The sequence below is a fragment of the Pseudomonas sp. CCOS 191 genome (assembly GCF_001007005.1).
Taxonomy (GTDB): Bacteria; Pseudomonadota; Gammaproteobacteria; order Pseudomonadales; family Pseudomonadaceae; genus Aquipseudomonas; species Aquipseudomonas soli.
Map to the genome: position 1 here is coordinate 5,898,488 of NZ_LN847264.1, position 22,923 is coordinate 5,921,410.

Here is a 22,923-nt window from a genome sequence, read left to right on the forward strand (position 1 = left end):
TCCGCCAACCGCAAGGAGTCATCATGAGCAAGACCGTCATCACCAGCGACAAGGCCCCAGCCGCCATCGGCACTTACTCGCAAGCGATCAAGGCCGGCAACACCGTGTACATGTCGGGGCAGATCCCGCTCGACCCGAAAACCATGGAGCTGGTCGAGGGCTTCGAAGCCCAGACCGTCCAGGTGTTCGAGAACCTGAAGTCGGTGGCCGAAGCCGCTGGCGGTTCGTTCAAGGACATCGTCAAGCTGAACATCTTCCTCACCGACCTGAGCCACTTCGCCAAGGTCAACGAGATCATGGGCCGCTACTTCGAGCAGCCCTACCCGGCCCGCGCCGCCATCGGCGTGGCTGCCCTGCCCAAGGGCGCCCAGGTCGAGATGGACGCCATCCTGGTTCTCGAGTAATACCCCGGTGACGGGCCAAGGCCCGTCACCCTCCTCCCGCCTCAAGGTTTTCACCATGCGCCACGCATTGCCTCTCACGCTGGCAGCCCTGCTCCTGGGCGGCTGCGCCAGCCACAAGCCTGAAGATTTCAACGGCACCTGGATCAACCAGGCCGCCATCGACGCCGCCAGCGAAGGCACCAGCCTGCGCCAGGCCTTGGACGCGAAGGGTCCGGTGTTCGAGTGGAAGATCGACGTCAAGAACCAGCAGGCCAGCTTCAGCAATGGCTTCGAGGCCGCCGACGGGCGTCTGAGCGCCAACGAGAAGGACTGGCAGGTCAACTTCGAAGGCGACCTGACCGAACAGCTCAAGCTCGATGGCGACGAACTGGTGACTATCGACCCCTCCGGCCATCAGCAGACGTTCGTGCGCAGCAAGGCGCCAGAAGGCGCTGCGCTGGGCGGCAGTTTCGAGAAGGCGCTGTACCAGCAATACCTGGGCGGTGACTGGAAGATCGTCGAGGGTCAGGGCAAGGGCGGGTTAGTGCGCTTCAGCGATACCGGCAATGTCACCGGCCTGCCCGGGCCGGACCGCTTTGCCCTGTGCCTGGCGGGTGACTGCGCGACCATGGGCGATGGCAACGACAGCCTGTGGCTCGAGCGCAACCAGCGTGGCGCGCCGTGGATCTTCAAGCGCGACGGTGACACCCTGGAGATCTTCCAGGCGGTGAACCGCGCCCAGCCGGATGAAATGCCGCAACTGACTGCCGGCGCCCGGCAGTGGGTGCTGGAAAAGGATTAGCCATCATCGCGGCGGCCCGACTGGCCCCGCGATAAGGCCGGCTCTCTCAACCACGCCCTTGCAGAATGGCCGCATAGCCTTCTTTATAGCTCGGATACTGCGGCGCCCAGCCCAGTGCCCGAGCCCGCGCATTGCTGCAGCGCTTGCTGCCGGTACGCCGCACCCGCTGCTCGTCCGACCACTCGGTGACCCCCAGGTACTCGCGCAGCCAGCCCACCACCTCGGCCAGCGGCGCCGGATCGTCATCGACACCGATGTAGCAATCGTCCAACGCCACACCCCGGGCATCGGCCTGCAGCAGGTGCGCCAGCAAACCAGCGGCATCCTCGGCGTGAATGCGGTTGCCGTACAACGGCGGCTCCTCGGCCACTCGGTAGCCTTGACGTACCTGGCTCAGCAGCCACTCACGGCCCGGCCCATAGATCCCGGTCAGGCGCACGATGCTGGCGGGGATGCCGCTACCCAGCGCCAGGCGCTCCGCTTCGAGCATCACCTTGCCCGAATACCCCTCGGGTGCGGTGGCTGCGCTTTCGTCGATCCACTCACCATCCTGTTGTGCATAGACACTGCTGCTGGAAACGAACAGCAGGCGACGCGGCCGCTGGCCATTGGTTTTCAACCAATCGAGCACATGGCGCAAGCCGTCGACATAGGCGGCCTGGTAGCCCGCTTCGTCATGTTGGTTGGCCGCCACGCAGTACACCAGGTAGTCCGGCGCACGCGCGGGCCACGCTTCCGGCAGCTGCGGGTTCGACAGGTCGGCGGCAACGGGCCGCACCCCTTCGGGCAGGTCCCGCACCGACCGGCGCAGGCCATCGACCTGCCACCCATGGGCGAGCAACTGGCGGGCCAGACGGCCTCCCACATCGCCGCAGCCGACGATCAACGCACTCAGGTCCGACATCATGAAACTCCAAATCCAAAGGTTCACGCTAACCGGATTTAGCGATCAGCGGCTAGACAAAGGTTAAAAAAAGCGCTCTCCATTCTTTTGTTAACAAGAATTACTTGCAATAATGGCGGCCCTGTCTGTTCTCGGCCTGCTTCGAGGCCTTGAAGAACTCAACCCATTTCTCTTCATCAGGTCCGGCCAGCATGACACGTACTCAACCTTCCGCTTCGCCAACCCCGTCGCGCGCCTGGCGCGCCATTGCCGCGCTGATGTTCAGCCTGGTACTGGCCCCCGTGGCCATGGCCGATGAGCCCGCCGCCACTGCCGCCGCACCGGCAGCCGCCAGCGCCCCGGCCGCGCCTGCCGCCGAAGGCCAGGCACCGGTAGCCGCGCCAACCGACGCGCCTGCCGACGCCAACGCCCCAGTGGATGGCCAGGCACCGGCCGACGAGAACGTGCAGGCGATGGTCGAAGACACCTCGCTGGGCATGGCCCACGACCTGTCCCCATGGGGCATGTACAAGAACGCCGACGTGGTGGTGAAGGCCGTGATGATCGGCCTGGCCATCGCCTCGATCATCACCTGGACCATCTGGATCGCCAAAGGCTTCGAGCTGATGGGCGCCAAGCGCCGCCTGCGTGGCGAGATCGCCGCCCTGAAACGCTCGGTGAGCCTGAAAGAGGCCAGCGAGGTGTCGAACAAGGAAGGCACCCTGGCCCACACCCTGGTGCATGATGCCCTCGAAGAGATGCGCCTGTCGGCCAACGCTCGCGAGAAGGAAGGCATCAAGGAACGCGTCAGCTTCCGCCTCGAGCGTCTGGTGGCCGCCAGCGGTCGCACCATGAGCAGCGGTACCGGCGTGCTGGCCACCATCGGCTCCACTGCCCCGTTCGTCGGTCTGTTCGGTACCGTGTGGGGCATCATGAACAGCTTCATCGGCATCGCCAAGACTCAGACCACCAACCTCGCCGTGGTCGCTCCAGGCATCGCCGAAGCCCTGCTGGCTACCGCCCTGGGCCTGGTTGCCGCGATCCCGGCCGTGGTCATCTACAACGTCTTCGCCCGCTCCATCGCCGGCTACAAGGCACAGGTGTCCGACGCCTCCGCCCAGGTACTGCTGCTGGTCAGCCGTGATCTGGACCACCAGGGTGGCGAACGCGCCGCCCCGCACATGGTGAAAGTGGGGTAAACCATGGGCCTGCATCTCAACGAAGGTGGCGACGACCTCGCCGAGAACCACGAAATCAACGTCACGCCGTTCATCGACGTGATGCTGGTGCTGCTGATCATCTTCATGGTCGCGGCACCCTTGGCCACGGTCGACATCAAGGTCGACCTGCCCGCCTCGACCGCCAAGCCGGCGCCGAGGCCCGAGAAGCCGGTGTTCGTCAGCGTCAAGGCCGACAAGAAGCTCTACCTCGGCGACGACGAGGTGGCCCAGCGCGACCAGCTTGGCGCCATGCTCGACGCCAAGACCAAGGGCGACAAGGAAACCACCATCTTCTTCCAGGCTGACAAAGGCGTCGACTACGGCGACCTGATGGAAGTGATGAACACCATGCGCGCCGCCGGCTACCTCAAGGTCGGCCTGGTCGGCCTCGAGACGGCAGCCAAGAAATGACGAAAACGCGCTCAAACATGGCGCGCTACGGTGGCAGCCTGGCGATCGTGCTGGGTGTGCACGCGGTCGCCGTGCTGCTGACGCTCAACTGGTCGGTGCCCCAGGCCCTCGAGTTGCCGCCGGCAGCGATGATGGTCGAGCTGGCACCGCTGCCAGAGCCCGCGCCACCGCCACCGCCCAAGGCCGCCCCGAAACCGCCGACGCCGATCGAGGAGCCGCCGCTGCCCAAGCTGGCAGAGGCGCCGAAGCCGAAGATCGCCATCCCCAAGCCGCCCAAGCCCAAGGCCAAGCCTCAGCCGCCCAAGCCTGAGAAAAAACTGGAGCCGCCGAAGGACGAACCGCCGGCCAAGGACGATGTGGCGGATACACCGCCCAGCAACACGCCACCGCAGAAGTCGGCGGCGCCGCAGCCAAGCATCGCGTCCAACAGCAATGCCCTGCCGAGCTGGCAGAGTGACCTGCTGCGCCACCTGGCCAAGTACAAGAAGTACCCCGAGGACGCTCGCCGCCGTGGGTTGCAGGGCATCAACCGCCTGCGCTTCGTGGTCGACGCCGAAGGCAAGGTGGTGTCGTACACGCTGGCCGGTGGTTCGGGTAGCGCGGCGCTGGACCGGGCCACACTGGAGATGATCCGCCGTGCCGGCACGGTACCCAAGCCTCCGGCGGAGTTGCTGAACAATGGCACGATCGAAGTGGTTGCGCCGTTCGTCTACTCGCTGGACCGACGCTGACGTTTTTGTTTCTGTCACAAAACGGCAAGTCTGATAACGTGCGTCTATCGATTGCAGCCGCTATGCTGGGGCCGCAACTTCATGGACGCACGTTATGACCCTCACCGAACTTCGCTACATCGTCACCCTCGCGCAAGAGCAGCACTTCGGCCACGCGGCCGAGCGTTGCCACGTCAGCCAGCCGACCCTTTCGGTGGGCGTGAAGAAGCTCGAGGACGAACTCGGCGTGCTGATCTTCGAGCGCAGCAAGAGCGCGGTGCGCCTCACGCCGGTCGGCGAGAGCATCGTCGCCCAGGCGCAGAAGGTGCTGGAACAGGCCCAGGGCATCCGCGAACTGGCCCAGGCCGGCAAGAACCAACTGACTGCCCCGCTCAAGGTTGGCGCCATCTACACCGTCGGCCCCTATCTCTTCCCGCACCTGATCCCGCAACTGCACCGCGTGGCGCCGCAGATGCCGCTGTACATCGAAGAGAACTTCACCCACGTGCTGCGCGAGAAGCTGCGCAATGGCGAACTGGACGCGGTGATCATCGCCCTGCCGTTCAACGAGGCCGACGTGCTGACCCTGCCGTTGTACGACGAACCGTTCTGTGCGCTGATGCCGGCCGACCACCCGTGGACCGCCAAGGACACCATCGACACCTCCATGCTCAACGACAAGAGCCTGCTGCTGCTGGGCGAGGGGCATTGCTTCCGCGACCAGGTGCTCGAAGCCTGCCCTACCCTGAACAAGGGCGGCGAGGCCTCCAAGCACACCACGGTCGAATCCAGCTCGCTGGAAACCATCCGCCACATGGTCGCTTCCGGCCTGGGCGTCTCGATCCTGCCGCTGTCGGCGGTGCACAGCCATCATTACGCGCCGGGCGTCATCGAAGTTCGCCCGCTGACCGCCCCCGCGCCGTTCCGCACCGTGGCCATCGCCTGGCGCGCCAGCTTCCCGCGGCCGAAGGCCATCGAGATCCTCGCCGACTCGATCCGTCTCTGCTCGGTGGCCAAGCCACCCGTGGAACAACCGGCCTGAGCCCATGACCGAGCTGTCGAACGTCCCGGTCACCACGCTCAAGGGTGTTGGTGAAGCCATGGCAGAAAAACTCGCCAAGGTCGGCCTGGAGAACCTGCAGGACATGCTGTTCCACCTGCCGTTGCGCTACCAGGACCGCACCCGCGTGGTGCCCATCGGCCAGCTGCGTCCCGGCCAGGACGCGGTGATCGAGGGCGTGGTCAGCGGCGCTGACGTGACCATGGGCAAGCGGCGCAGTCTCGTGGTGCGCCTGGGCGATGGCAGCGGCACGCTGAGCCTGCGCTTCTACCATTTCAGCAATGCGCAGAAGGAAGGCCTCAAGCGTGGCACTCACCTGCGTTGCTATGGCGAAGCGCGCCCCGGCGCCTCGGGGCTGGAAATCTACCACCCGGAATACCGGGCGCTGAACGGCGACGAAGCACCGCCGCCGGTCGAACAGACGCTGACGCCGATCTACCCGACCACCGAAGGCCTCACCCAGCAGCGCCTGCGCCTGCTGTGCCAGCAGAGCCTGGGCCTGCTCGGCCCGCGCAGCCTGCCGGACTGGCTGCCCGACCAACTGGCCCGCGACTACCAGCTGGCGCCATTGAGCGATGCCATCCGCTACCTGCACAACCCGCCGGCCGATGCCGATCTGGACGAGCTTGCCGAGGGCCATCACTGGGCCCAGCACCGCCTGGCCTTCGAGGAACTGCTGACCCATCAGCTCTCCCAGCAGCGCCTGCGGGAAAGCCAGCGCAGCCTGCGTGCGCCGGTACTGCCCAAGGCCACCCGCCTGCCGGCCCAATACCTGGCCAACCTCGGCTTCAACCCAACCGGTGCCCAGCAGCGCGTCGGCAACGAAATCGCCTACGACCTCAGCCAACCCGAACCGATGATGCGCCTGGTACAGGGTGACGTGGGCGCCGGCAAGACCGTGGTCGCCGCCCTGGCGGCGCTGCAGGCCCTGGAGGCCGGTTACCAGGTGGCGCTGATGGCCCCCACCGAGATCCTCGCCGAGCAGCATTTCATCACCTTCAAACGCTGGCTCGAGCCGCTGGGCATCGAAGTCGCCTGGCTGGCCGGCAAGCTCAAGGGCAAGGCCCGCGCCAGCGCCCTGGAGCAGATCGCCAATGGCGCGCCGATGGTGGTCGGTACCCATGCGCTGTTCCAGGACGAGGTACAGTTCAAGCACCTGGCCCTGGCGATCATCGACGAACAACACCGTTTCGGCGTGCAACAGCGCCTGGCCCTGCGCAAGAAAGGCGTCATGGGCCAGCTGTGCCCGCACCAGTTGATCATGACCGCCACCCCGATCCCACGCACCCTGGCCATGAGCGCCTACGCCGACCTGGACACCTCGGTCCTCGACGAGCTGCCCCCCGGTCGTACACCGGTGAATACCGTACTGGTTGCCGACAGCCGTCGTTTCGAGGTGGTCGAGCGGGTCCGCGCCGCCTGTGCCGAAGGTCGCCAGGCCTACTGGGTGTGCACCTTGATCGAAGAATCCGAGGAGCTGACCTGCCAGGCCGCCGAAAGTACCTTCGAGGAGTTGGGCAGCGCCCTGGGCGAACTGCGCGTGGGCCTGATCCACGGGCGCATGAAGCCCGCGGAAAAGGCCGCGGTGATGGCCGAGTTCAAGGCCGGCGACCTGCAATTGCTGGTGGCCACCACGGTGATCGAGGTAGGCGTCGACGTACCCAATGCCAGCCTGATGATCATCGAGAACCCCGAGCGCCTGGGCCTGGCCCAGCTGCACCAGCTGCGCGGCCGGGTCGGCCGGGGCAGCGCGGCAAGCCACTGCGTGCTGCTCTACCACCCGCCACTTTCGCAGATCGGCCGTGAGCGCCTGGGCATCATGCGCGAAACCAACGATGGTTTCGTCATAGCAGAGAAGGACCTGGAGTTGCGTGGCCCCGGCGAGATGCTCGGAACCCGCCAGACCGGCCTGCTACAGTTCAAGGTCGCCGACCTGATGCGCGATGCCGACCTGTTGCCGGCGGTGCGCGATGCCGCCCAGGCCCTGCTGGCACGCTGGCCCGACCACGTCAGCCCGCTACTCGACCGCTGGTTGCGCCACGGCCAACAATATGGCCAGGTGTGACGCCCGTCCCATAATGGATCCAGCTTGGCGGCCAGGCTGGTTATACTTCGCGTTTACAGAAATGATTGGATACAGGCCATGACTGAAGTTGCCCTGGATACCGCAACCCTACACGCACCGTCTGTCATCCGGCTGTTGCTCGAAAAGCTCGGCGTCAGCTTCCGCGAGGTGCCCGAGCACCCGGGGCTGCCGGCCAACTCGCGCGTACAGGCCGTGCTGCTCGATGACGAGATCGGTGCCTTGATGGTGCTGTTCCCGCAAAGCCAGTTGCTGGACCTCAAGCGCCTCGAGGAACTGACCGGACGCAAGCTCAAGGCCGTGCCGCTGGAGCGCTTGAAGCAGATGCTCGACAAGCATCACCTCAAGGCCCTGCCCGCCATTCCCGCGCTGACCAGCTCGCCGTGCCAGTACGAAAAGAGCCTGCTCGACAACGAAACCCTGCTGATCCAGTCCGGTGAAGCCGGGCTGCTCCTGGAAATCGGCCGGACGGCTTTCAAGAAGATGCTGATCAAGGCCAGCGCCAGCACCTTCGGCCAGCCGATCAACGATATTCGCCTCAGTTTCGATCAGTTGGACGGCCCTCCCAAGGAAGTCATCCGCGCAGTCCAGGCCTTCACCGCCCGGCGCATCCAGCAACGCCTGGAGCAGACCATCGAGATTCCGCCGCTGGCCGACACCGCGCAGAAGATCATCAAGCTGCGTGTCGACCCCAATGCCAGCATCGACGACATCACCGGCGTGGTCGAAACCGACCCGGCCCTGGCTGCGCAGGTCGTCAGCTGGGCGGCATCGCCCTATTACGCGTCACCCGGCAAGATCCGCTCGGTGGAAGACGCCATCGTGCGGGTACTGGGCTTCGACCTGGTGATCAACCTGGCCTTGGGCCTGGCCCTGGGCAAGACCCTGAGCCTGCCCAAGGACCACCCGCAACAGGCCACGCCGTACTGGCAGCAGTCGATCTATACCGCTGCCGTGATCGAGGGCCTGACCCGTGCCATGCCGCGCGCCGAACGCCCGGAAGCAGGCCTTACCTACCTGGCCGGGCTGCTGCACAACTTCGGCTACCTGCTGCTGGCCCACGTGTTCCCACCGCATTTCTCGCTGATCTGCCGTCATCTGGAGGTCAACCCGCACCTGTGCCACAGCTATGTGGAGCAGCACTTGCTGGGGATCAGCCGTGAACAGATCGGTGCCTGGCTGATGAAGCTGTGGGACATGCCAGATGAACTGTCCACAGCCCTGCGCTTCCAGCACGATCCGGCGTACGACGGCGATTATGCGGCGTTCCCCAACCTGGTGTGCCTGGCGACGCGCCTGCTACGCGCCCGGGGGATCGGCTCGGGGCCGAAGGACGAGATCCCGGATGCCCTGCTCGAGCGCCTGGGGCTGACCCGGGACAAGGCCGAAGAGGTGGTGAACAAGGTGCTGGAGGCCGAGGCATTGCTACGCGAGCTGGCGTCGCAGTTCCACGCGCCGCATTCGCATTAAGGCCGCCCCGTAGGAGCGGCTTCAGCCGCGATCACCCGCGAAGCGGGTGCCAGAAACCGCGGTGCTTGCATCGCGGCTAAAGCCGTTCCTACACTTTCTTCTTCGGTTTCAGGTACTTCATCAAGCCCTGGAACCAGATCACCAGCGCCGGATTGCCCTTGATCTGGATGTTCTTCTCCTGAATCCCCTGCATGAACGCCAGCTGCTTGTTACCGGCCTGCAGCGTGGCAAAGCCGTACGCGGCATCCTTGAAGGCAATGGCGAACGCCGGCTGCGGGTGCAGGCCGCCCTTGCTGCTGATGCGCAGGTCCTTGACGATGAAGTGCCGGGCAACCTTGCCGTCGAGCGTCTGCATCTGGAAGACCAGGTCCTTGTCCTGCAGCTGCTGCTGGAACGCCGGGTTGTTGCGGCTGGCCTTGGCCATCAGCAAGCCCATGGCCCAGAGAAGAAAACGAAACTTCATCAACGCGCCTCGATTGAAAAATGACTGAGTCGCGCAGTTTATCCGTTTATCGCCCTGTTTATGCAAGTTCGCCGCATTTGCTTACCAGAAACACAACGGGCGCCTTAAGGCGCCCGTCTCGATGGCTTGTCGATCACTTTTTCTTGGCAGGCTTGGCCGGTGCGTTGACGCTGTCACGCAGACCCTTGCCCGGTTTGAAGGCGACAGTGTTGCTGGCCTTGATCTTGACCGGCTCGCCGGTTTGCGGGTTCTTGCCGGTGCGAGCGCCGCGATGGCGTTTTTCGAAGGTGCCGAAGCCGACCAGGGTGACGGTGTCCTTGTCGAGTGCGCCGGTGATGCTGTCGAGAATCGCGTTGAGGACCTGGTTGGCCTTTTCCTTGGTCAGATCGGCCTTTTCGGCGATGACGGCGGCGAGTTCTGGTTTACGCATAGTGAAGCCTCTTTGACGGGATTTCTTGTTGTTATGCCGTGCTGCCGAAGGGAGCAGCGTTCAAGGCACCGCAGGCTCTAGGCTGCGGCAGACGCCAGTGAGGATGGCACGCCGACCGGGGCCGCGCCAGTATCTGGGCGGCCATTGTCGCGGCAAGAACAGGATAATTCCGACAGAACGCCCGCTATTTACGCCATCAAGGGTGGCAACTGGCGATTCAACGCCAGTTTCTCCATGACCGCGCCGCCGGTCAGGGCGTAGCCCAGCAACTGGCCATCGGCGCCATGGCAGAGCACTTTCAGGTCGCCACCGCTACCTTCCACCACCCAGGTACCCTCGTGGCCTGCCGGCACCGGGGACACCACCAGCGGGCAGGCCGGCGTCTTCACGGTGACCGGCATCGGGCCATAGGCCACTGCAGTCGGGTTGCCGGCCAAGGTCTGGGCCAAGGCGCGGGCGCAGGTCATCAAGGGCATGACGTACAGCAGGTTGATGCCATCGACCTCGGCACAGTCGCCCAGGGCGAAGATGTTGGCGTGAGAAGTGCGCAGCTGGCGATCCACCACCACCCCGCGGTTGACCTGCAGGCCCGCTGCCGCCGCCAGGTCGGTGCGCGGCCGCAGGCCGATCGCAGACACCACCAGGTCGCAAGGGATGATGCTGCCGTCGGACAGGTGCGCCTCCACAGCCGCCCCCGAACGTTGCAGGCGGGTCAGCACCGGGCCGAGATGGAAACGCACCCCCAACCCTTCCAGGCCTGCCTGCACGGCAGCCGCCGCCGCCGGATGCAGCAAGGTCGGCATTACCTGTTCGCACGGCGCCACGACCTCGCACTGCAGGCCGCCCAAGGTGAGGTCGTTGGCGAATTCGCAGCCGATCAGGCCGGCGCCGAGGATCAGCACCCGTTGCTTGCCTGCGGCAGCGACACGAAAACGTGCGTAGTCCTCAAGGTCGTTGATCGGGAAGACCAAGTCGCCCGCATCGCCTTCCACGGGCACCTGCACAGTCTGCGCGCCCCAGGCCAGTACCAGGTCACGGTACTCTACCGCTTCCTCGCCGATCCACAGGCGCTTGTGGCCTGGGTCGATGCCGCTGATACGGGTGTGGGTGCGGATCTCGGCCTTGAGCTGCTCGGCCATGGCGCCCGGTTCGGCCATGCACAGGCCGTCGGCGTCCTTCTGCTTGGCAAAGCCGGTGGACAGCATCGGCTTGGAATAGGAGCGGCCGTCGTCGGCGGTGATCAGCAGCAGCGGCGTGTCGCCGTCCAGCTTGCGAAACTCTCGCGCCAGGTTATAACCGGCAAGGCCGGTACCAATGATCACCACGGGGGACGTCATGTCGTGCGTTCCTTGTTCAAGCCAGGGTTGCGATCAGCCAATGGCGATCATTTCGAAGTCACTCTTGCCTACGCCGCAATCAGGGCACAGCCAGTCTTCCGGCACGTCTTCCCAGCGGGTGCCGGGGGCGATGCCGTCGTCCGGCCAGCCGTCGGCTTCGTCGTAGATCAGGCCACAGACAATACATTGCCACTTCTTCATCGGGTGCTGTTCCTCGGTCAGGCTTATTGGTGCGTTGCAGCTGGTGGCCGGGCGCGGGGTACGCCCGCGCCTGCAAGTGACCACCGTGCAATCTCTGGTCGGCTTTTGTACTGGGCCTGCTGGCAGTATGCAAGCCAGGACGGCAATCATGCTAAGCTCGCCGCCTCTCTGGCCTGTATCAAGCATACCGACGTGCCGTACGAAACCCCGCAAGCAGCCGCTGTCGCGTGGCTGGCGTATCCGCAACTGGCGCCCCTGCCCGACCAGCCGACCCTGGACTGGCTGTTCGACGAAGGCTCCCTGACCCGTCGCCTGACCGGTCTTTCCCATGACCACTTCAGCGTCACCCCTTTGTTCGAGGGCTGGCAGCCACTGCGTGACGATGAATGCGCCGCGTTGGGCCTGCGGCCTGGCGCGCAGGGCTGGGTGCGCGAGGTCTACCTGCGCGGCCATGGCCAGCCGTGGGTATTCGCCCGCAGCGTCGCCAGCCGCACAGCGCTGGAGCGCGGGGGGCTCGACCTGGAGACCCTGGGCAGCCGCTCGCTGGGCGAGCTACTGTTCTGCGATCAGGCGTTCGTCCGCCACCCTATCGAAGTGTGCAGTTACCCACAGGACTGGCTGCCCGCCGAGGTCGCCAGCCCCGGGCTGTGGGGACGGCGCTCGCGCTTCGAACGCGCCGGCCTCGACCTGCTGGTGGCCGAGGTGTTCCTGCCCGCCCTGTGGCACGCGGCCAAGGAGGAAAACCGCTGATGTACCTGCAACTGCTCAAATCGCTCAATCGCCTGCACCCGCGCGCCTGGGACTTTGTCCAGCTGAGCCGCATGGACCGCCCCATCGGCATCTACCTGCTGCTGTGGCCGACGCTGTCGGCGGTGTGGATTGCCGGCAACGGCTCGCCGACCCTGGCCAACGTGCTGATCTTCGGCCTCGGCGTGGTGCTGATGCGTGCCGCCGGCTGCTGTATCAACGATTTCGCCGACCGCAAGGTGGACGGCCACGTCAAGCGCACCGCCGACCGGCCACTGGCCAGCGGCCGGGTGAAGCCCCGCGAAGCGCTGGTGCTGTTCGCCCTGCTGGTGGGGGTGAGCTTCCTGCTGGTGCTGTGCACCAACGCCACCACGGTGTGGCTGTCGTTCGGCGCGGTCGCCCTGGCCTTCTGCTACCCGTTCATGAAGCGCTACACCTACTACCCGCAGGTGGTGCTGGGCGCGGCGTATTCCTGGGGTATCCCGATGGCCTTTACCGCCGCGGGTGGCGAGCTGCCGGCCAGCGCCTGGCTGCTGTACATCGCCAACCTGCTGTGGACCGTGGGGTATGACACCTACTACGCCATGGTCGATCGTGACGACGACCTGAAGATCGGCGTGAAATCCACCGCCATCCTGTTCGGCGAGGCGGACCGGGTGATCATCCTGAGCCTGCAGCTGCTGTCGCTGGGCTGCCTGCTCCTGGCGGGCAACCGCTTCGAGCTGGGCGGCTGGTTCCACCTGGGGCTGCTGGCGGCGGCGGTATGCTTCGCCTGGGAATTTTGGTCGACGCGCAAGCTGGACCGCGAGTCGTGCTTCAAGGCGTTCCTGCACAACCACTGGGCGGGGCTGTTGATCTTCATTGGTGTGGTGCTGGACTACGCGCTGCGCTGATAACCATTTGAGGCTGCCGTGCAGCCCTTTCGCCAGCACGCCGGCTCCCTGTGAGGGAGCCGGCTTGCCGGCGAAAGGGTCGCGATGCGACCCCTGCGATCTCAAGGCTTGGCGATATGCCAGACGTCCTTGATGCCATCACCGGTGGTATCCCCCGCCTTCTTGTCCTTGACGAAGGTGTACAGCGGCTTGCCGTCATAGGCCCATTGCATCGAACCATCGTCGCGGGTGACATGGGTCCACTTGTCCTTTGGCGCCTCGTCACTCTGCTTGACCATCAAAGGCGGCCAGTTCTCGGCGCACTTGCCGTTACACGTGGACTTGCCGCTAGCATCGTCGTCATAGGTGTACAACGTCATGCCGTCATGATCGACCCACATGCCATCCTTCTCCATGGCGTGATGAGCCGACGCCACCCCCGGCACTGCCAGCGCAGCGCAAAGGGCCATCCAGCTCAGCGTATGTCGTGTCATTGGAATCACCATTGTTTCAGGGGTGGATTGAGTGTTCGCGGCCGCCCTCGCGGCCCCTTGTAGCCTAGTCCAGTCACGCAATGTCGCCAGAACCGCCCACGCCCTGTCACACAGCTGCAATAATTCCGTTATCTAATGCGGGCCAAGACATCGTTCCTGGGAGAGGTAATTGAGCATGGTTGGCAGAAACATTCTGATCGTCGACGACGAAGCGCCTATCCGCGAGATGATCGCCGTTGCATTGGAAATGGCCGGCTATGACTGCCTCGAGGCCGAGAACTCGCAACAGGCCCACGCCATCATCGTCGACCGCAAGCCGGACCTGATCCTGCTCGACTGGATGCTGCCGGGCACCTCCGGCATCGAACTGGCCCGCCGCCTCAAGCGCGACGAGCTGACCGGCGACATCCCGATCATCATGCTCACCGCCAAGGGTGAAGAGGACAACAAGATCCAGGGCCTGGAAGTCGGCGCCGACGACTACATCACCAAGCCGTTCTCGCCCCGTGAACTGGTGGCGCGCCTCAAGGCCGTGCTGCGCCGCACCGGCCCAAGCGACAGCGAAGCGCCGATCGAAGTCGGCGGCCTGCTGCTCGACCCGATCAGCCACCGCGTGACCATCGACGGCAAGCCGGCCGAGATGGGCCCCACCGAGTACCGCCTGCTGCAGTTCTTCATGACTCACCAGGAGCGTGCCTACACCCGCGGCCAGTTGCTCGACCAGGTCTGGGGCGGCAACGTCTATGTCGAGGAGCGCACCGTCGACGTGCACATCCGCCGCCTGCGCAAGGCACTGGGTGAAGCCTACGAAAATCTGGTACAAACCGTCCGCGGCACTGGCTATCGCTTCTCGACCAAAAGCTGATCGAAGCCCCAGCGCCCGCTGTACAAGGACTGTCAATTGAACCAGAACTGGCACGCGACCCTGATTCGCCACATGCTCCTGCTGATCACCGTCTGCCTGATCGGCGGGCTGGTCAGCGGGTACTATGGCTGGAGCCTGGCCATCGGCCTGGCCTTCTACCTTGGCTGGACATTGAAGCAGTTGCTGCGCCTGCACGACTGGCTGCGCAATCATCAACCCGATGAGGCGCCACCCGATGGCTACGGCCTGTGGGGCGAAGTGTTCGACAGCATCTATCACCTGCAGCGCCGCGACCAGCGCGTGCGGGGCCGCCTGCAGGCAGTGATCGACCGGGTCCAGGAGTCCACCGCCGCGCTGCGCGATGCGGTGATCATGCTCGACAGCGACGGCAACCTGGAATGGTGGAACCGCGCCGCCGAGACCCTGCTGGGCTTCAAGACCCCGCAGGACGGCGGCCAGCCGGTGACCAACCTGGTGCGCCACCCGCGCTTCAAGGAGTACTTCGAGTCGGAGAACTACGCCGAACCGCTGGAGATCCCGTCGCCGATCAACGACCGCCTGCGTGTGCAACTGCACCTTACCCGCTACGGCAACAACGAACATCTGATGCTCGTGCGCGACGTGACCCGCATTCACCAGCTGGAACAGATGCGCAAGGACTTCGTCGCCAACGTCTCCCACGAGCTGCGCACGCCGCTGACGGTGATCACCGGCTACCTCGAGACGCTGCTGGACAACGTCGAGGACGTGAACCCACGCTGGAGCCGTGCCTTGCAGCAGATGAGCGCGCAAGGCTCACGCATGCAGACGCTGCTCAACGACCTGTTGCTGTTGGCCAAGCTCGAAGCCACCGACTATCCCTCGGACAACCAGCCGGTGCTGGTCGACACCCTGCTCACCGCCATCAAGAACGACGCCCAGGCCCTGTCCGGCCCGCGCAACCAGCGGATCAGCCTGGAAGCAATGCCTGGCATACGCCTCAAAGGCAGCGAGTCGGAGCTGCGCAGCGCGTTCTCCAACCTGGTGTTCAACGCGGTCAAGTACACCCAGGATGAGGGCAATATCCGCATTCGCTGGTGGGCCGACGACCAGGGCGCACACCTCAGCGTGCAGGACTCGGGGGTCGGTATCGAGGCCAAGCACCTGCCACGCCTGACCGAACGCTTCTACCGCGTCGACTCCAGCCGCGCCTCCAACACCGGCGGCACCGGGCTGGGCCTGGCGATCGTCAAGCACGTGCTGATGCGCCATCGTGGGCGCCTGGAAATCAGCAGCGTGCCGGGGCATGGCAGTACCTTTACCTGCCACTTCGCGCCAGCGCAATTGGTCGTGAACAAGGGCTGAGATCCGAGGGCCGCTTCGCGCCCCATCGCCGGCAAGCCGGCTCCCACAGGAAAGATGCCGCCCTTGTGGGAGCCGGCTTGCCGGCGATGGGGCGCGAAGCGGCCCTTTGCTTTTGCAGCCTCAGCCGCTACATTGGATCCCCTGTGCCAGCAAACGCTGGCACTTTTTTTCTTACTTTTCAGCAGACGGACCCCGTAAAACCCCATCATGGACCCTTCCCCTGGTATCAGCCTCACCTCGTTGTTCGCCGATTTCGGCATGATTCTCTTTGCCTTGTTCCTGGTGCTGCTCAACGGCTTCTTCGTGGCCGCCGAGTTCGCCATGGTCAAGCTGCGCTCCACCCGCGTCGAATCCATCGCCGAGCTGCATGGCTGGCGTGGCAGCATCCTGCGCAAGGTGCACAACCAGCTCGACGCCTACCTCTCGGCCTGCCAGCTGGGCATCACCCTCGCCTCCCTGGGCCTGGGCTGGGTCGGCGAGCCGGCATTCGCCCACCTGCTCGAGCCGCTGCTGGCCTATGTCGGCGTGGACAGCCCGGAGCTGATCAAGGCAATCTCGTTCTTCGTCGCCTTCTTCGTGATCTCCTACCTGCACATCGTGGTCGGCGAGCTGGCCCCCAAGTCGTGGGCGATCCGCAAGCCCGAGCTGCTGTCGCTGTGGACCGCCGTGCCGCTGTACCTGTTCTACTGGGCGATGTACCCGGCGATCTACCTGCTCAATGCCAGCGCCAACACCATCCTGCGCATCGCCGGCCAAGGCGAGCCCGGGCCGCACCACGAGCATCACTACAGCCGCGAGGAGCTCAAGCTGATCCTGCACTCCAGCCGTGGCCAGGATCCAAGCGACCAGGGCATGCGCGTGCTGGCCTCGGCGGTGGAGATGGGCGAGCTGGAGGTGGTCGACTGGGCCAACTCCCGCGAGGACATGGTCAGCATCGATGCCCATGCGCCGCTGAAGGAAATCCTCGCCCTGCTGCGCCGTCACAAGTTCAGCCGCTACCCGGTGTATGACGCCGAGCGCGAGGAATTCACCGGACTGCTGCACATCAAGGACCTGCTGCTGGAGCTCGCAGAGCTCGACCACTTGCCGCAAACCATCGACCTTGCAGACCTCGCCCGCCCACTGGAGCGGGTGTCCCGGCACATGCCGCTGGCCCAGCTGCTGGAGCAGTTCCGCAAGGGTGGCGCGCACTTCGTGCTGGTCGAGGAAGCCGATGGCAAGGTGATCGGCTACCTGACCATGGAAGACGTGCTGGAAGTGCTGGTGGGCGATATCCAGGACGAACACCGCAAGACCGAGCGCGGCATCCTCGCCTACCAGCCGGGCAAGTTGCTGGTGCGCGGTGATACGCCGCTGTTCAAGGTAGAGCGCCTGCTGGGCGTCGATCTTGATCATATCGAGGCGGAAACCCTGGCCGGTCTGGTCTACGAGACCCTCAAGCGCGTCCCCGAGGAAGAGGAAGTGCTGGAGGTCGAAGGCCTGCGCATCATCATCAAGAAGATGAAAGGGCCGAAGATCGTGCTGGCCAAGGTGCTCAAGCTCGATTGACCCGAGAGCCCGCGCCTACATCCGTGGGTGCGGGCTTGCCCCGCAATGCATCATGGATTCCCTGCGGTAAAGTCCGGCAACCCGCCAATCGGCCGGTCGAACTGATACGGGATCGACTCCAGCGCCAGCCCCACATTGCGCTGCACCACGAAATGCAGGTGCGGCCCGCTGCTGTTGCCGGTGTTGCCCGATTTGGCCAATGGCTGCCCCTGGGCAACCCGCTGCCCCTCGCCCACCACCACCGAGCCGCGCATCAGGTGCAGGTAAACGCCCATGGTGCCGTCCGGGTGCAGGATCCTGACGAAATTGCCCGCCGGATTGTTGCCCCGCCCGCTCTGGTTGTTCTCGATCTTCACCACCACCCCACCGCGTGCCGCGATGATCGGCGTGCCTTCGGGCATGGCGATATCCATGGCGTAGCGGCCCTTGGGCCCGAAGTGGCTGAAACGGCCGTTGGGGCCCTGGCTCAGGCGGAACGGCCCGCCCTTCCAGGGGAACGGATAACGGTAGCCCTGCGGGCGCTGGCCCGGGTCGCCCATGGCGTAGCGGAACTTGGTGTCGTACTTGAGGCGAGCCCCTTGGCGAGCCTGCACCACGCTGAGGATCAGGTTCGAGCGCGGTGGCACCAGGCGCCGGACGATGCGCGGGGCGTTACCGCCCTGGGCATTGGCCAGGCGCTCCACACGCAGTTCAACTTCCATCGGCACGAACAGCTCGTTGCGCGCGACAAAACGCACGCCACCGGCGAAATCCTCGATCTTCAGCCGCACCTGGCCGTCCAGGCGCTCGACCATGGGTTCGCGGAACACGAAAACCTTGGCGCCCACGCTGGGTCGGTCGGAATAGGAAACCACGCCATAGGTATCGGTGGTCTTGTAGATGGTCATGCCCAGGCTCGACGCCGAGGCCGTGAGCAAGGCACAGAACAGCAGCAGTCGGGAGGGCGGCATGATGGTGGCTTTTTGACAGTGGTGTTCTGTCGAAGCCTAGCAGCCGGATTTGAGAGGGATATGACAGTTGGTCGGGATGCTGGAGGTGTAACGTGGGAGGGGGCAAGCCCGCTCCCACTACATCCGCTCCGACGCGGTGCTCAAGCGGCCATCAGGCGCCAGGCGTGAAGTGCTTCTGCGCCGTGCCGCGGGCGATCAGCCGCGACAGGTAGTCGAGTTTCTGCGCATCCTGGTCGACGAACTTGAAGGTCAGCTGCAGCCAGTCGCTCTCAGGCTTGGGCTCCAGCGCCGCAATGGCGTGCAGGTAGCCGTTCAGGCGCGCGGTTTCGGCATTCTCGCCTTGCTCCAGGTCCAGCACCGCACCTTCGAGCACCTGTGGCAGGTTGGTGCCGCGGCGCACCACCAGCAGGGCTTCCTTGAGGCTCAGGGCCTTGATCATGCACGGCTGGGTGCCACTGGACAGGCGCAGCTGGCCCTGGCCACGACCAGCCTGGGCCGCCGCAGCGGCAGTCTTCGGCGTGGGGGCGTTGATCAGAGGCTTGGCCGCCGCTGCCACGGGCGCGGCGACGGGCGCGTTCACCTTGGCCGCCTCCGGACGACCACCGGTCAAGGCACTGAGCGAATCGTTGGCAAACGCCGAGTTGACCCGCGCCGGCGCGCTGGACATCAGGCTGTCGAGCTTGCCGATCTTGGTCAGCGACTTCTTCACCTTGGTCAGCAGTTGCTCGTTGGTGAACGGCTTGCCGACGAAGTCGGAAACGCCGGCCTGGATGGCCTGGATCACGTTCTCCTTGTCGCCACGGCTGGTCACCATGATGAACTGCATGGTCTTCATCTCTTCCTGCTGACGGCACCAGGTCAGCAGTTCGAGGCCGGACATCTCCGGCATTTCCCAGTCGCACAGGACCAGGTCGAAACGTTCCTTGCTCAGCATGGCCATGGCCTTGCGACCGTTGACCGCGTCCTCGATCACCATGCCGGGGAAGGCATTGCGCAGGCACTTCCTTACCAGATCGCGGATGAACGGGGCATCATCCACGACCAGCACATTCACTTTACTCATCGATACTCCTCTTGATCCCGGCTAGCATACCGCCGACTGATGGCCATTTGCCAAACCACTGGTCACGCCGGGACTTCTCACACGGTTCGCGGGTGCCTGCTGGTGCTCGACCGCAAACGAAAACGCCCGGCGGTTGCCGGGCGTTCATGCTCGGGAGCAATCTTATTTATCGTCCGGTTCAGCCGGAACATTAGCGATTTCGCCCTCATCGAACGCTTCGCCCTGCACCTCGGCCTTCATGCGCTTGAGGCCCATGTGGCGCACGTCGGTACCACGTACCAGGTAGATCACCAACTCGGAGATGTTGCGTGCGTGGTCGCCGATGCGCTCCAGCGAACGCAGGGCCCAGATCACGCTCAACACGCGGGAGATCGAGCGCGGATCTTCCATCATGTAGGTGACCAGCTCGCGCAGCGCCGTCTTGTACTCGCGGTCGATGGTCTTGTCGTACTGGGCCACCGACAGCGCCAGGTCGGCGTCGAAGCGGGCGAAGGCGTCCAGCGCGTCGCGGACCATGTTGCGCACCTGGTCGCCGATATGGCGCACCTCGACATAACCACGCGGCGACTCGCCTTCCTCGCACAGCTGGATGGCACGGCGGGCAATCTTGGTCGATTCGTCACCGATGCGCTCCAGGTCGATCACCGACTTGGAGATGCTGATGATCAGGCGCAGGTCGGAGGCCGCCGGCTGGCGACGGGCGAGGATGCGCACGCACTCCTCGTCGATGTTGCGCTCCATCTGGTTGATCTGTTCGTCGACCTCGCGCACTTGCTGGGCAAGGCCCGAGTCGGCCTCGATCAGCGCGGTGACGGCGTCGTTCACCTGTTTCTCCACCAGCCCGCCCATGGCCAGCAAGTGGCTGCGCACCTCCTCGAGCTCGGCGTTGAACTGCTGGGAGATGTGGTGGGTAAGGCTTTCTTTGTTGATCATCGTTTCGCTCCGCGAAGCAGCTGCAGGCTTCAAGTCGTTCGTGTCGTTCCCTGGCGTTCCTACCTTGCCGGCCTTAGCCGTAGCGACCGGTGATGTAGTCTTCGGTCTGCTTCTTCGCCGGGTTGGTGAACAGGGTGTCGGTATCACCGAATTCGACCAGTTTGCCCATGTACATGAAGGCGGTGTAGTCCGAAACACGGGCCGCCTGCTGCATGTTGTGGGTCACGATGACGATGGTGTACTTGGATTTCAGTTCGTAGATCAGCTCTTCGACCTTCAGCGTCGAGATCGGGTCCAGTGCCGAGCACGGCTCGTCGAGCAACAGCACTTCCGGCTCAACGGCAATGGTACGGGCGATCACCAGACGCTGCTGCTGGCCACCGGACAGGCCCAGCGCCGACTCGTGCAGGCGGTCCTTGACCTCATCCCACAGGGCCGCGCCCTTCAGCGCCCACTCGACGGCCTCGTCGAGCACGCGCTTCTTGTTGATACCCTGGATACGCAGGCCGTAGACCACGTTCTCGTAGATGGTCTTGGGGAACGGGTTGGGCTTCTGGAATACCATACCCACGCGGCGACGCAGCTCGGCCACGTCCTCGCCCTTGCGGTAGATGTTGTTGCCGTACAGGTTGATGGCGCCTTCGACACGGCAGCCGTCGACCAGGTCGTTCATGCGGTTGAAGGTGCGCAGCAGCGTGGACTTGCCGCAGCCGGACGGGCCGATGAAGGCGGTCACGCGCTGCTTGGGGATGTTCATGCTGACGTCGAACAGTGCTTGCTTGTCGCCGTAGAACAGGGACAGGCCGGGCACTTCGATGGCCACGGTCTCTTCAGCCAGGCGCAGGCTCTGCTTGTCGCGGCCCAGGGCCGACATGTCGATGCCGTGGGCGTGGGATTCATGCTGCATGGTCAACTCCATACGCTATCAATTCGTTTCAAAGGGCCGCCCGGCATCCGGGCGGCACGCTTGCAATCAGGATCAGTGGTCCAGGGCCTTGTACTTCTCGCGCAGGTGGTTACGGATCCACACCGCCGAGAGGTTGAGGGTGGCGATCACCATCACCAGCAGCAGCGCGGTGGCGTACACCAGCGGCCGCGCGGCCTCGACGTTGGGGCTCTGGAAGCCGACGTCGTAGATGTGGAAGCCCAGGTGCATGATCTTCTGGTCCAGGTGCAGGTACGGGTAGTTGCCGTCCACCGGCAGCGATGGCGCCAGCTTCACCACACCCACCAGCATCAGCGGGGCCACTTCGCCAGCGGCGCGGGCCACGGCGAGGATCATGCCGGTCATCATGGCCGGGCTGGCCATCGGCAGGACGATCTTCCACAGCGTCTCGGCCTTGGTCGCGCCCAGGGCCAGCGAGCCTTCGCGAACAGTGCGCGGAATACGCGCCAAACCTTCCTCGGTGGCCACGATCACCACCGGCACGGCCAGCAGCGCCAGGGTCAGCGAAGCCCACAGCAGACCCGGCGTACCCAGCGTAGGTGCCGGCAGCGACTCGGGGAAGAACAGCCGGTCGATCGAGCCGCCCAGCACGTAGACGAAGAAGCCCAGGCCGAACACGCCGTAGACGATCGCCGGGACGCCGGCGAGGTTGTTCACGGCGATGCGGATCAACCGGGTCACCGGGCCCTGCCTGGCGTATTCACGCAGGTAGACAGCAGCCAGCACGCCGAACGGGGTGACGATCACCGCCATGATCAGGGTCATCATCACGGTGCCGAAGATGGCCGGGAAGATACCGCCTTCGGTGTTGGCCTCACGCGGGTCGTCGCTGAGGAACTCCCACACCTTGGCGAAGTAGGCGCCCATCTTGGTAAAGCCGGACATGGCGTTCGGCTGGATGGCGTGGACCACCTTGCTCAGGTTGATCTCAACTTCCCGGCCGTTGCCGTCGCGGGCTACCAGGCTGTCGCGGGCGAACTCCTGATGCAGGCCGTTGAGGCGCTCTTCGATGGCCTTGTAGCGGTTGTTCAGCTCAGCGCGCTCGGCGTCCATGTCGGCCTGGGCGGCGGCGTCGAGCTTGCCGTCCAGTTCCAGCTTGCGGCTGTGCAGGCGCAGGCGCTCGAGGCCATGGTTGATGGCACCGATGTCCTTCTTCTCGAGCTTCACAAGCTGGTCGTTGAGTTGGCTGGCGCGCTTGAGGCGGGCCTGCAGCTCGTTCCAGGCTTCCGGCCCCTGGGCGACCACGCGGCCCTCTTCCTTGACGCTGACCAGATAGCCGTAGAAGTTGCCCCATTCGCGGCGCTCCAGGGCAATCAGGTCGGCAGGTTTCTGCTGGTCGACCAGCCACTCGCCGACCACCCAGGTGAAGTCGCTGCCGTTGAGGTCGCGGTTGCCCACCTTGATCAGCTCGCGGGTCATGAACTCCGGGCCCTGGTCGGGCACCGGCAGGCCGGCACCCTTGAGGCGTTCGCGGGGCACTTCTTCCTTCTGCACCACTTCACCGATGACGATGTGGTCAGCCTGGCCCGGCACCTTGTAGGTGGCCTGGACCAGGTCGGCCGGCCAGAAGTGGCCCAGGCCGCGCACGGCGATCACGGCCAGCAGGCCGACGGTCATGATGACCGCCATGGCCACCGCGCCGCCACTGATCCAGACGCCGGGGGCGCCGCTCTTGAACCAGCCTTTGAGGGAATCCTTTTTCACGGAT

At 64.8% G+C, this 22,923-nt stretch carries 24 protein-coding genes; 13 read left to right on the forward strand and 11 right to left on the reverse strand.

The window, feature by feature from the left end; translation table 11 throughout:
- The first annotated feature begins 23 nt into the window (after positions 1 to 23).
- Both CCOS191_RS26245 and CCOS191_RS26250 read left to right on the forward strand, forming a co-directional pair.
- Complete coding sequence (locus tag CCOS191_RS26245; RefSeq protein WP_028689951.1) at positions 24 to 404, forward strand: RidA family protein; 381 nt, start codon at positions 24 to 26, stop codon at positions 402 to 404.
- A gap of 55 nt (positions 405 to 459) precedes the next feature.
- Positions 460 to 1,185 carry a hypothetical protein gene (locus CCOS191_RS26250; protein WP_046857593.1) on the forward strand — a complete coding sequence of 242 codons (726 nt, stop codon included), beginning with the start codon at positions 460 to 462 and terminating at the stop codon, positions 1,183 to 1,185.
- A 46-nt stretch (positions 1,186 to 1,231) separates the two neighbouring features.
- On the opposite strand, the gene CCOS191_RS26255 is transcribed toward CCOS191_RS26250, so the two are convergent.
- On the reverse strand, positions 1,232 to 2,089 hold the full coding sequence (locus CCOS191_RS26255) for an SDR family oxidoreductase (RefSeq protein ID WP_046857594.1): 858 nt from the start codon (positions 2,087 to 2,089) through the stop codon (positions 1,232 to 1,234).
- Between the two features lie 191 nt (positions 2,090 to 2,280).
- Between CCOS191_RS26255 and exbB the strand changes: the two genes are divergently transcribed.
- The 6 genes from exbB to CCOS191_RS26285 all read left to right on the forward strand — a co-directional run bounded on the left by exbB (position 2,281) and on the right by CCOS191_RS26285 (position 9,022).
- Complete coding sequence (gene exbB, locus CCOS191_RS26260; RefSeq protein WP_046857595.1) at positions 2,281 to 3,267, forward strand: tonB-system energizer ExbB; 987 nt, start codon at positions 2,281 to 2,283, stop codon at positions 3,265 to 3,267.
- Positions 3,268 to 3,270: 3 nt separating this feature from the next.
- Positions 3,271 to 3,699, forward strand: coding sequence for a TonB system transport protein ExbD (exbD, locus tag CCOS191_RS26265; protein ID WP_023632733.1), 429 nt, complete (start codon positions 3,271 to 3,273; stop codon positions 3,697 to 3,699).
- Positions 3,696 to 4,430, forward strand: a complete 735-nt coding sequence (locus CCOS191_RS26270) for an energy transducer TonB (RefSeq protein ID WP_046857596.1) — start codon at positions 3,696 to 3,698, stop codon at positions 4,428 to 4,430. The genes exbD and CCOS191_RS26270 overlap by 4 nt, the downstream gene beginning before the upstream one ends.
- A 94-nt stretch (positions 4,431 to 4,524) precedes the next feature.
- A complete protein-coding gene (locus CCOS191_RS26275; RefSeq protein ID WP_046857597.1) occupies positions 4,525 to 5,451 on the forward strand; it encodes a hydrogen peroxide-inducible genes activator in 927 nt (308 codons plus the stop codon).
- Between the two features lie 4 nt (positions 5,452 to 5,455).
- The gene (gene recG / locus CCOS191_RS26280) at positions 5,456 to 7,534 is read left to right on the forward strand and encodes an ATP-dependent DNA helicase RecG (RefSeq protein ID WP_046857598.1); all 2,079 of its coding nucleotides are present in this window, start codon (positions 5,456 to 5,458) and stop codon (positions 7,532 to 7,534) included.
- 78 nt (positions 7,535 to 7,612) lie between these two features.
- The gene (locus CCOS191_RS26285; RefSeq protein WP_046857599.1) at positions 7,613 to 9,022 is read left to right on the forward strand and encodes an aminoacyl-tRNA deacylase and HDOD domain-containing protein; all 1,410 of its coding nucleotides are present in this window, start codon (positions 7,613 to 7,615) and stop codon (positions 9,020 to 9,022) included.
- Between the two features lie 88 nt (positions 9,023 to 9,110).
- Here CCOS191_RS26285 and CCOS191_RS26290 read toward each other — a convergent pair whose 3' ends face one another.
- The 4 genes from CCOS191_RS26290 to CCOS191_RS26305 form a co-directional block, all read right to left on the reverse strand.
- A complete protein-coding gene (locus CCOS191_RS26290) occupies positions 9,111 to 9,485 on the reverse strand; it encodes a hypothetical protein (RefSeq protein ID WP_023631265.1) in 375 nt (124 codons plus the stop codon).
- A gap of 133 nt (positions 9,486 to 9,618) precedes the next feature.
- Positions 9,619 to 9,915, reverse strand: coding sequence for an HU family DNA-binding protein (locus CCOS191_RS26295; RefSeq protein ID WP_046857600.1), 297 nt, complete (start codon positions 9,913 to 9,915; stop codon positions 9,619 to 9,621).
- Between the two features lie 188 nt (positions 9,916 to 10,103).
- Positions 10,104 to 11,252, reverse strand: a complete 1,149-nt coding sequence (locus CCOS191_RS26300; protein WP_046857601.1) for an NAD(P)/FAD-dependent oxidoreductase — start codon at positions 11,250 to 11,252, stop codon at positions 10,104 to 10,106.
- A 33-nt stretch (positions 11,253 to 11,285) separates the two neighbouring features.
- Positions 11,286 to 11,453, reverse strand: coding sequence for a rubredoxin (locus CCOS191_RS26305; protein ID WP_023532601.1), 168 nt, complete (start codon positions 11,451 to 11,453; stop codon positions 11,286 to 11,288).
- Between the two features lie 192 nt (positions 11,454 to 11,645).
- On the opposite strand from CCOS191_RS26305, the gene CCOS191_RS26310 reads away from it, so the two are divergent.
- Entirely contained in the window at positions 11,646 to 12,203 is a 558-nt protein-coding gene (locus tag CCOS191_RS26310) for a chorismate--pyruvate lyase family protein (RefSeq protein WP_046857928.1), read from the forward strand.
- Complete coding sequence (ubiA, locus tag CCOS191_RS26315) at positions 12,203 to 13,093, forward strand: 4-hydroxybenzoate octaprenyltransferase (protein ID WP_046857602.1); 891 nt, start codon at positions 12,203 to 12,205, stop codon at positions 13,091 to 13,093. The genes CCOS191_RS26310 and ubiA overlap by 1 nt, the downstream gene beginning before the upstream one ends.
- 101 nt (positions 13,094 to 13,194) lie before the next feature.
- On the opposite strand, the gene CCOS191_RS26320 is transcribed toward ubiA, so the two are convergent.
- Positions 13,195 to 13,566 carry a COG4315 family predicted lipoprotein gene (locus tag CCOS191_RS26320; protein WP_046857603.1) on the reverse strand — a complete coding sequence of 124 codons (372 nt, stop codon included), beginning with the start codon at positions 13,564 to 13,566 and terminating at the stop codon, positions 13,195 to 13,197.
- A gap of 175 nt (positions 13,567 to 13,741) precedes the next feature.
- On the opposite strand from CCOS191_RS26320, the gene phoB reads away from it, so the two are divergent.
- From phoB to CCOS191_RS26335, 3 genes are all read left to right on the forward strand, one after another.
- Positions 13,742 to 14,431: a phosphate regulon transcriptional regulator PhoB gene (gene phoB, locus CCOS191_RS26325; protein ID WP_003253341.1), complete on the forward strand. Its 690-nt coding sequence runs from the start codon at positions 13,742 to 13,744 to the stop codon at positions 14,429 to 14,431.
- Between the two features lie 72 nt (positions 14,432 to 14,503).
- A complete protein-coding gene (gene phoR, locus CCOS191_RS26330) occupies positions 14,504 to 15,775 on the forward strand; it encodes a phosphate regulon sensor histidine kinase PhoR (protein ID WP_231867524.1) in 1,272 nt (423 codons plus the stop codon).
- 207 nt (positions 15,776 to 15,982) lie between these two features.
- A complete protein-coding gene (locus CCOS191_RS26335; protein WP_046857605.1) occupies positions 15,983 to 17,323 on the forward strand; it encodes a hemolysin family protein in 1,341 nt (446 codons plus the stop codon).
- A gap of 50 nt (positions 17,324 to 17,373) precedes the next feature.
- Here the strand turns inward: CCOS191_RS26335 and CCOS191_RS26340 are convergent, their stop codons facing one another.
- From CCOS191_RS26340 to pstA, 5 genes are all read right to left on the reverse strand, one after another.
- Entirely contained in the window at positions 17,374 to 18,273 is a 900-nt protein-coding gene (locus CCOS191_RS26340) for a peptidoglycan DD-metalloendopeptidase family protein (RefSeq protein WP_046857606.1), read from the reverse strand.
- Between the two features lie 151 nt (positions 18,274 to 18,424).
- On the reverse strand, positions 18,425 to 19,336 hold the full coding sequence (locus CCOS191_RS26345; RefSeq protein WP_046857607.1) for a response regulator: 912 nt from the start codon (positions 19,334 to 19,336) through the stop codon (positions 18,425 to 18,427).
- A 162-nt stretch (positions 19,337 to 19,498) separates the two neighbouring features.
- Positions 19,499 to 20,269 (reverse strand): phosphate signaling complex protein PhoU, encoded by a 771-nt coding sequence (gene phoU / locus CCOS191_RS26350; protein WP_023630537.1) that lies wholly within the window; start codon positions 20,267 to 20,269, stop codon positions 19,499 to 19,501.
- Between the two features lie 73 nt (positions 20,270 to 20,342).
- The gene (gene pstB / locus CCOS191_RS26355) at positions 20,343 to 21,176 is read right to left on the reverse strand and encodes a phosphate ABC transporter ATP-binding protein PstB (RefSeq protein ID WP_031315066.1); all 834 of its coding nucleotides are present in this window, start codon (positions 21,174 to 21,176) and stop codon (positions 20,343 to 20,345) included.
- A gap of 72 nt (positions 21,177 to 21,248) precedes the next feature.
- On the reverse strand, positions 21,249 to 22,919 hold the full coding sequence (gene pstA, locus CCOS191_RS26360; protein WP_046857608.1) for a phosphate ABC transporter permease PstA: 1,671 nt from the start codon (positions 22,917 to 22,919) through the stop codon (positions 21,249 to 21,251).
- Positions 22,920 to 22,923: the final 4 nt, after the last annotated feature.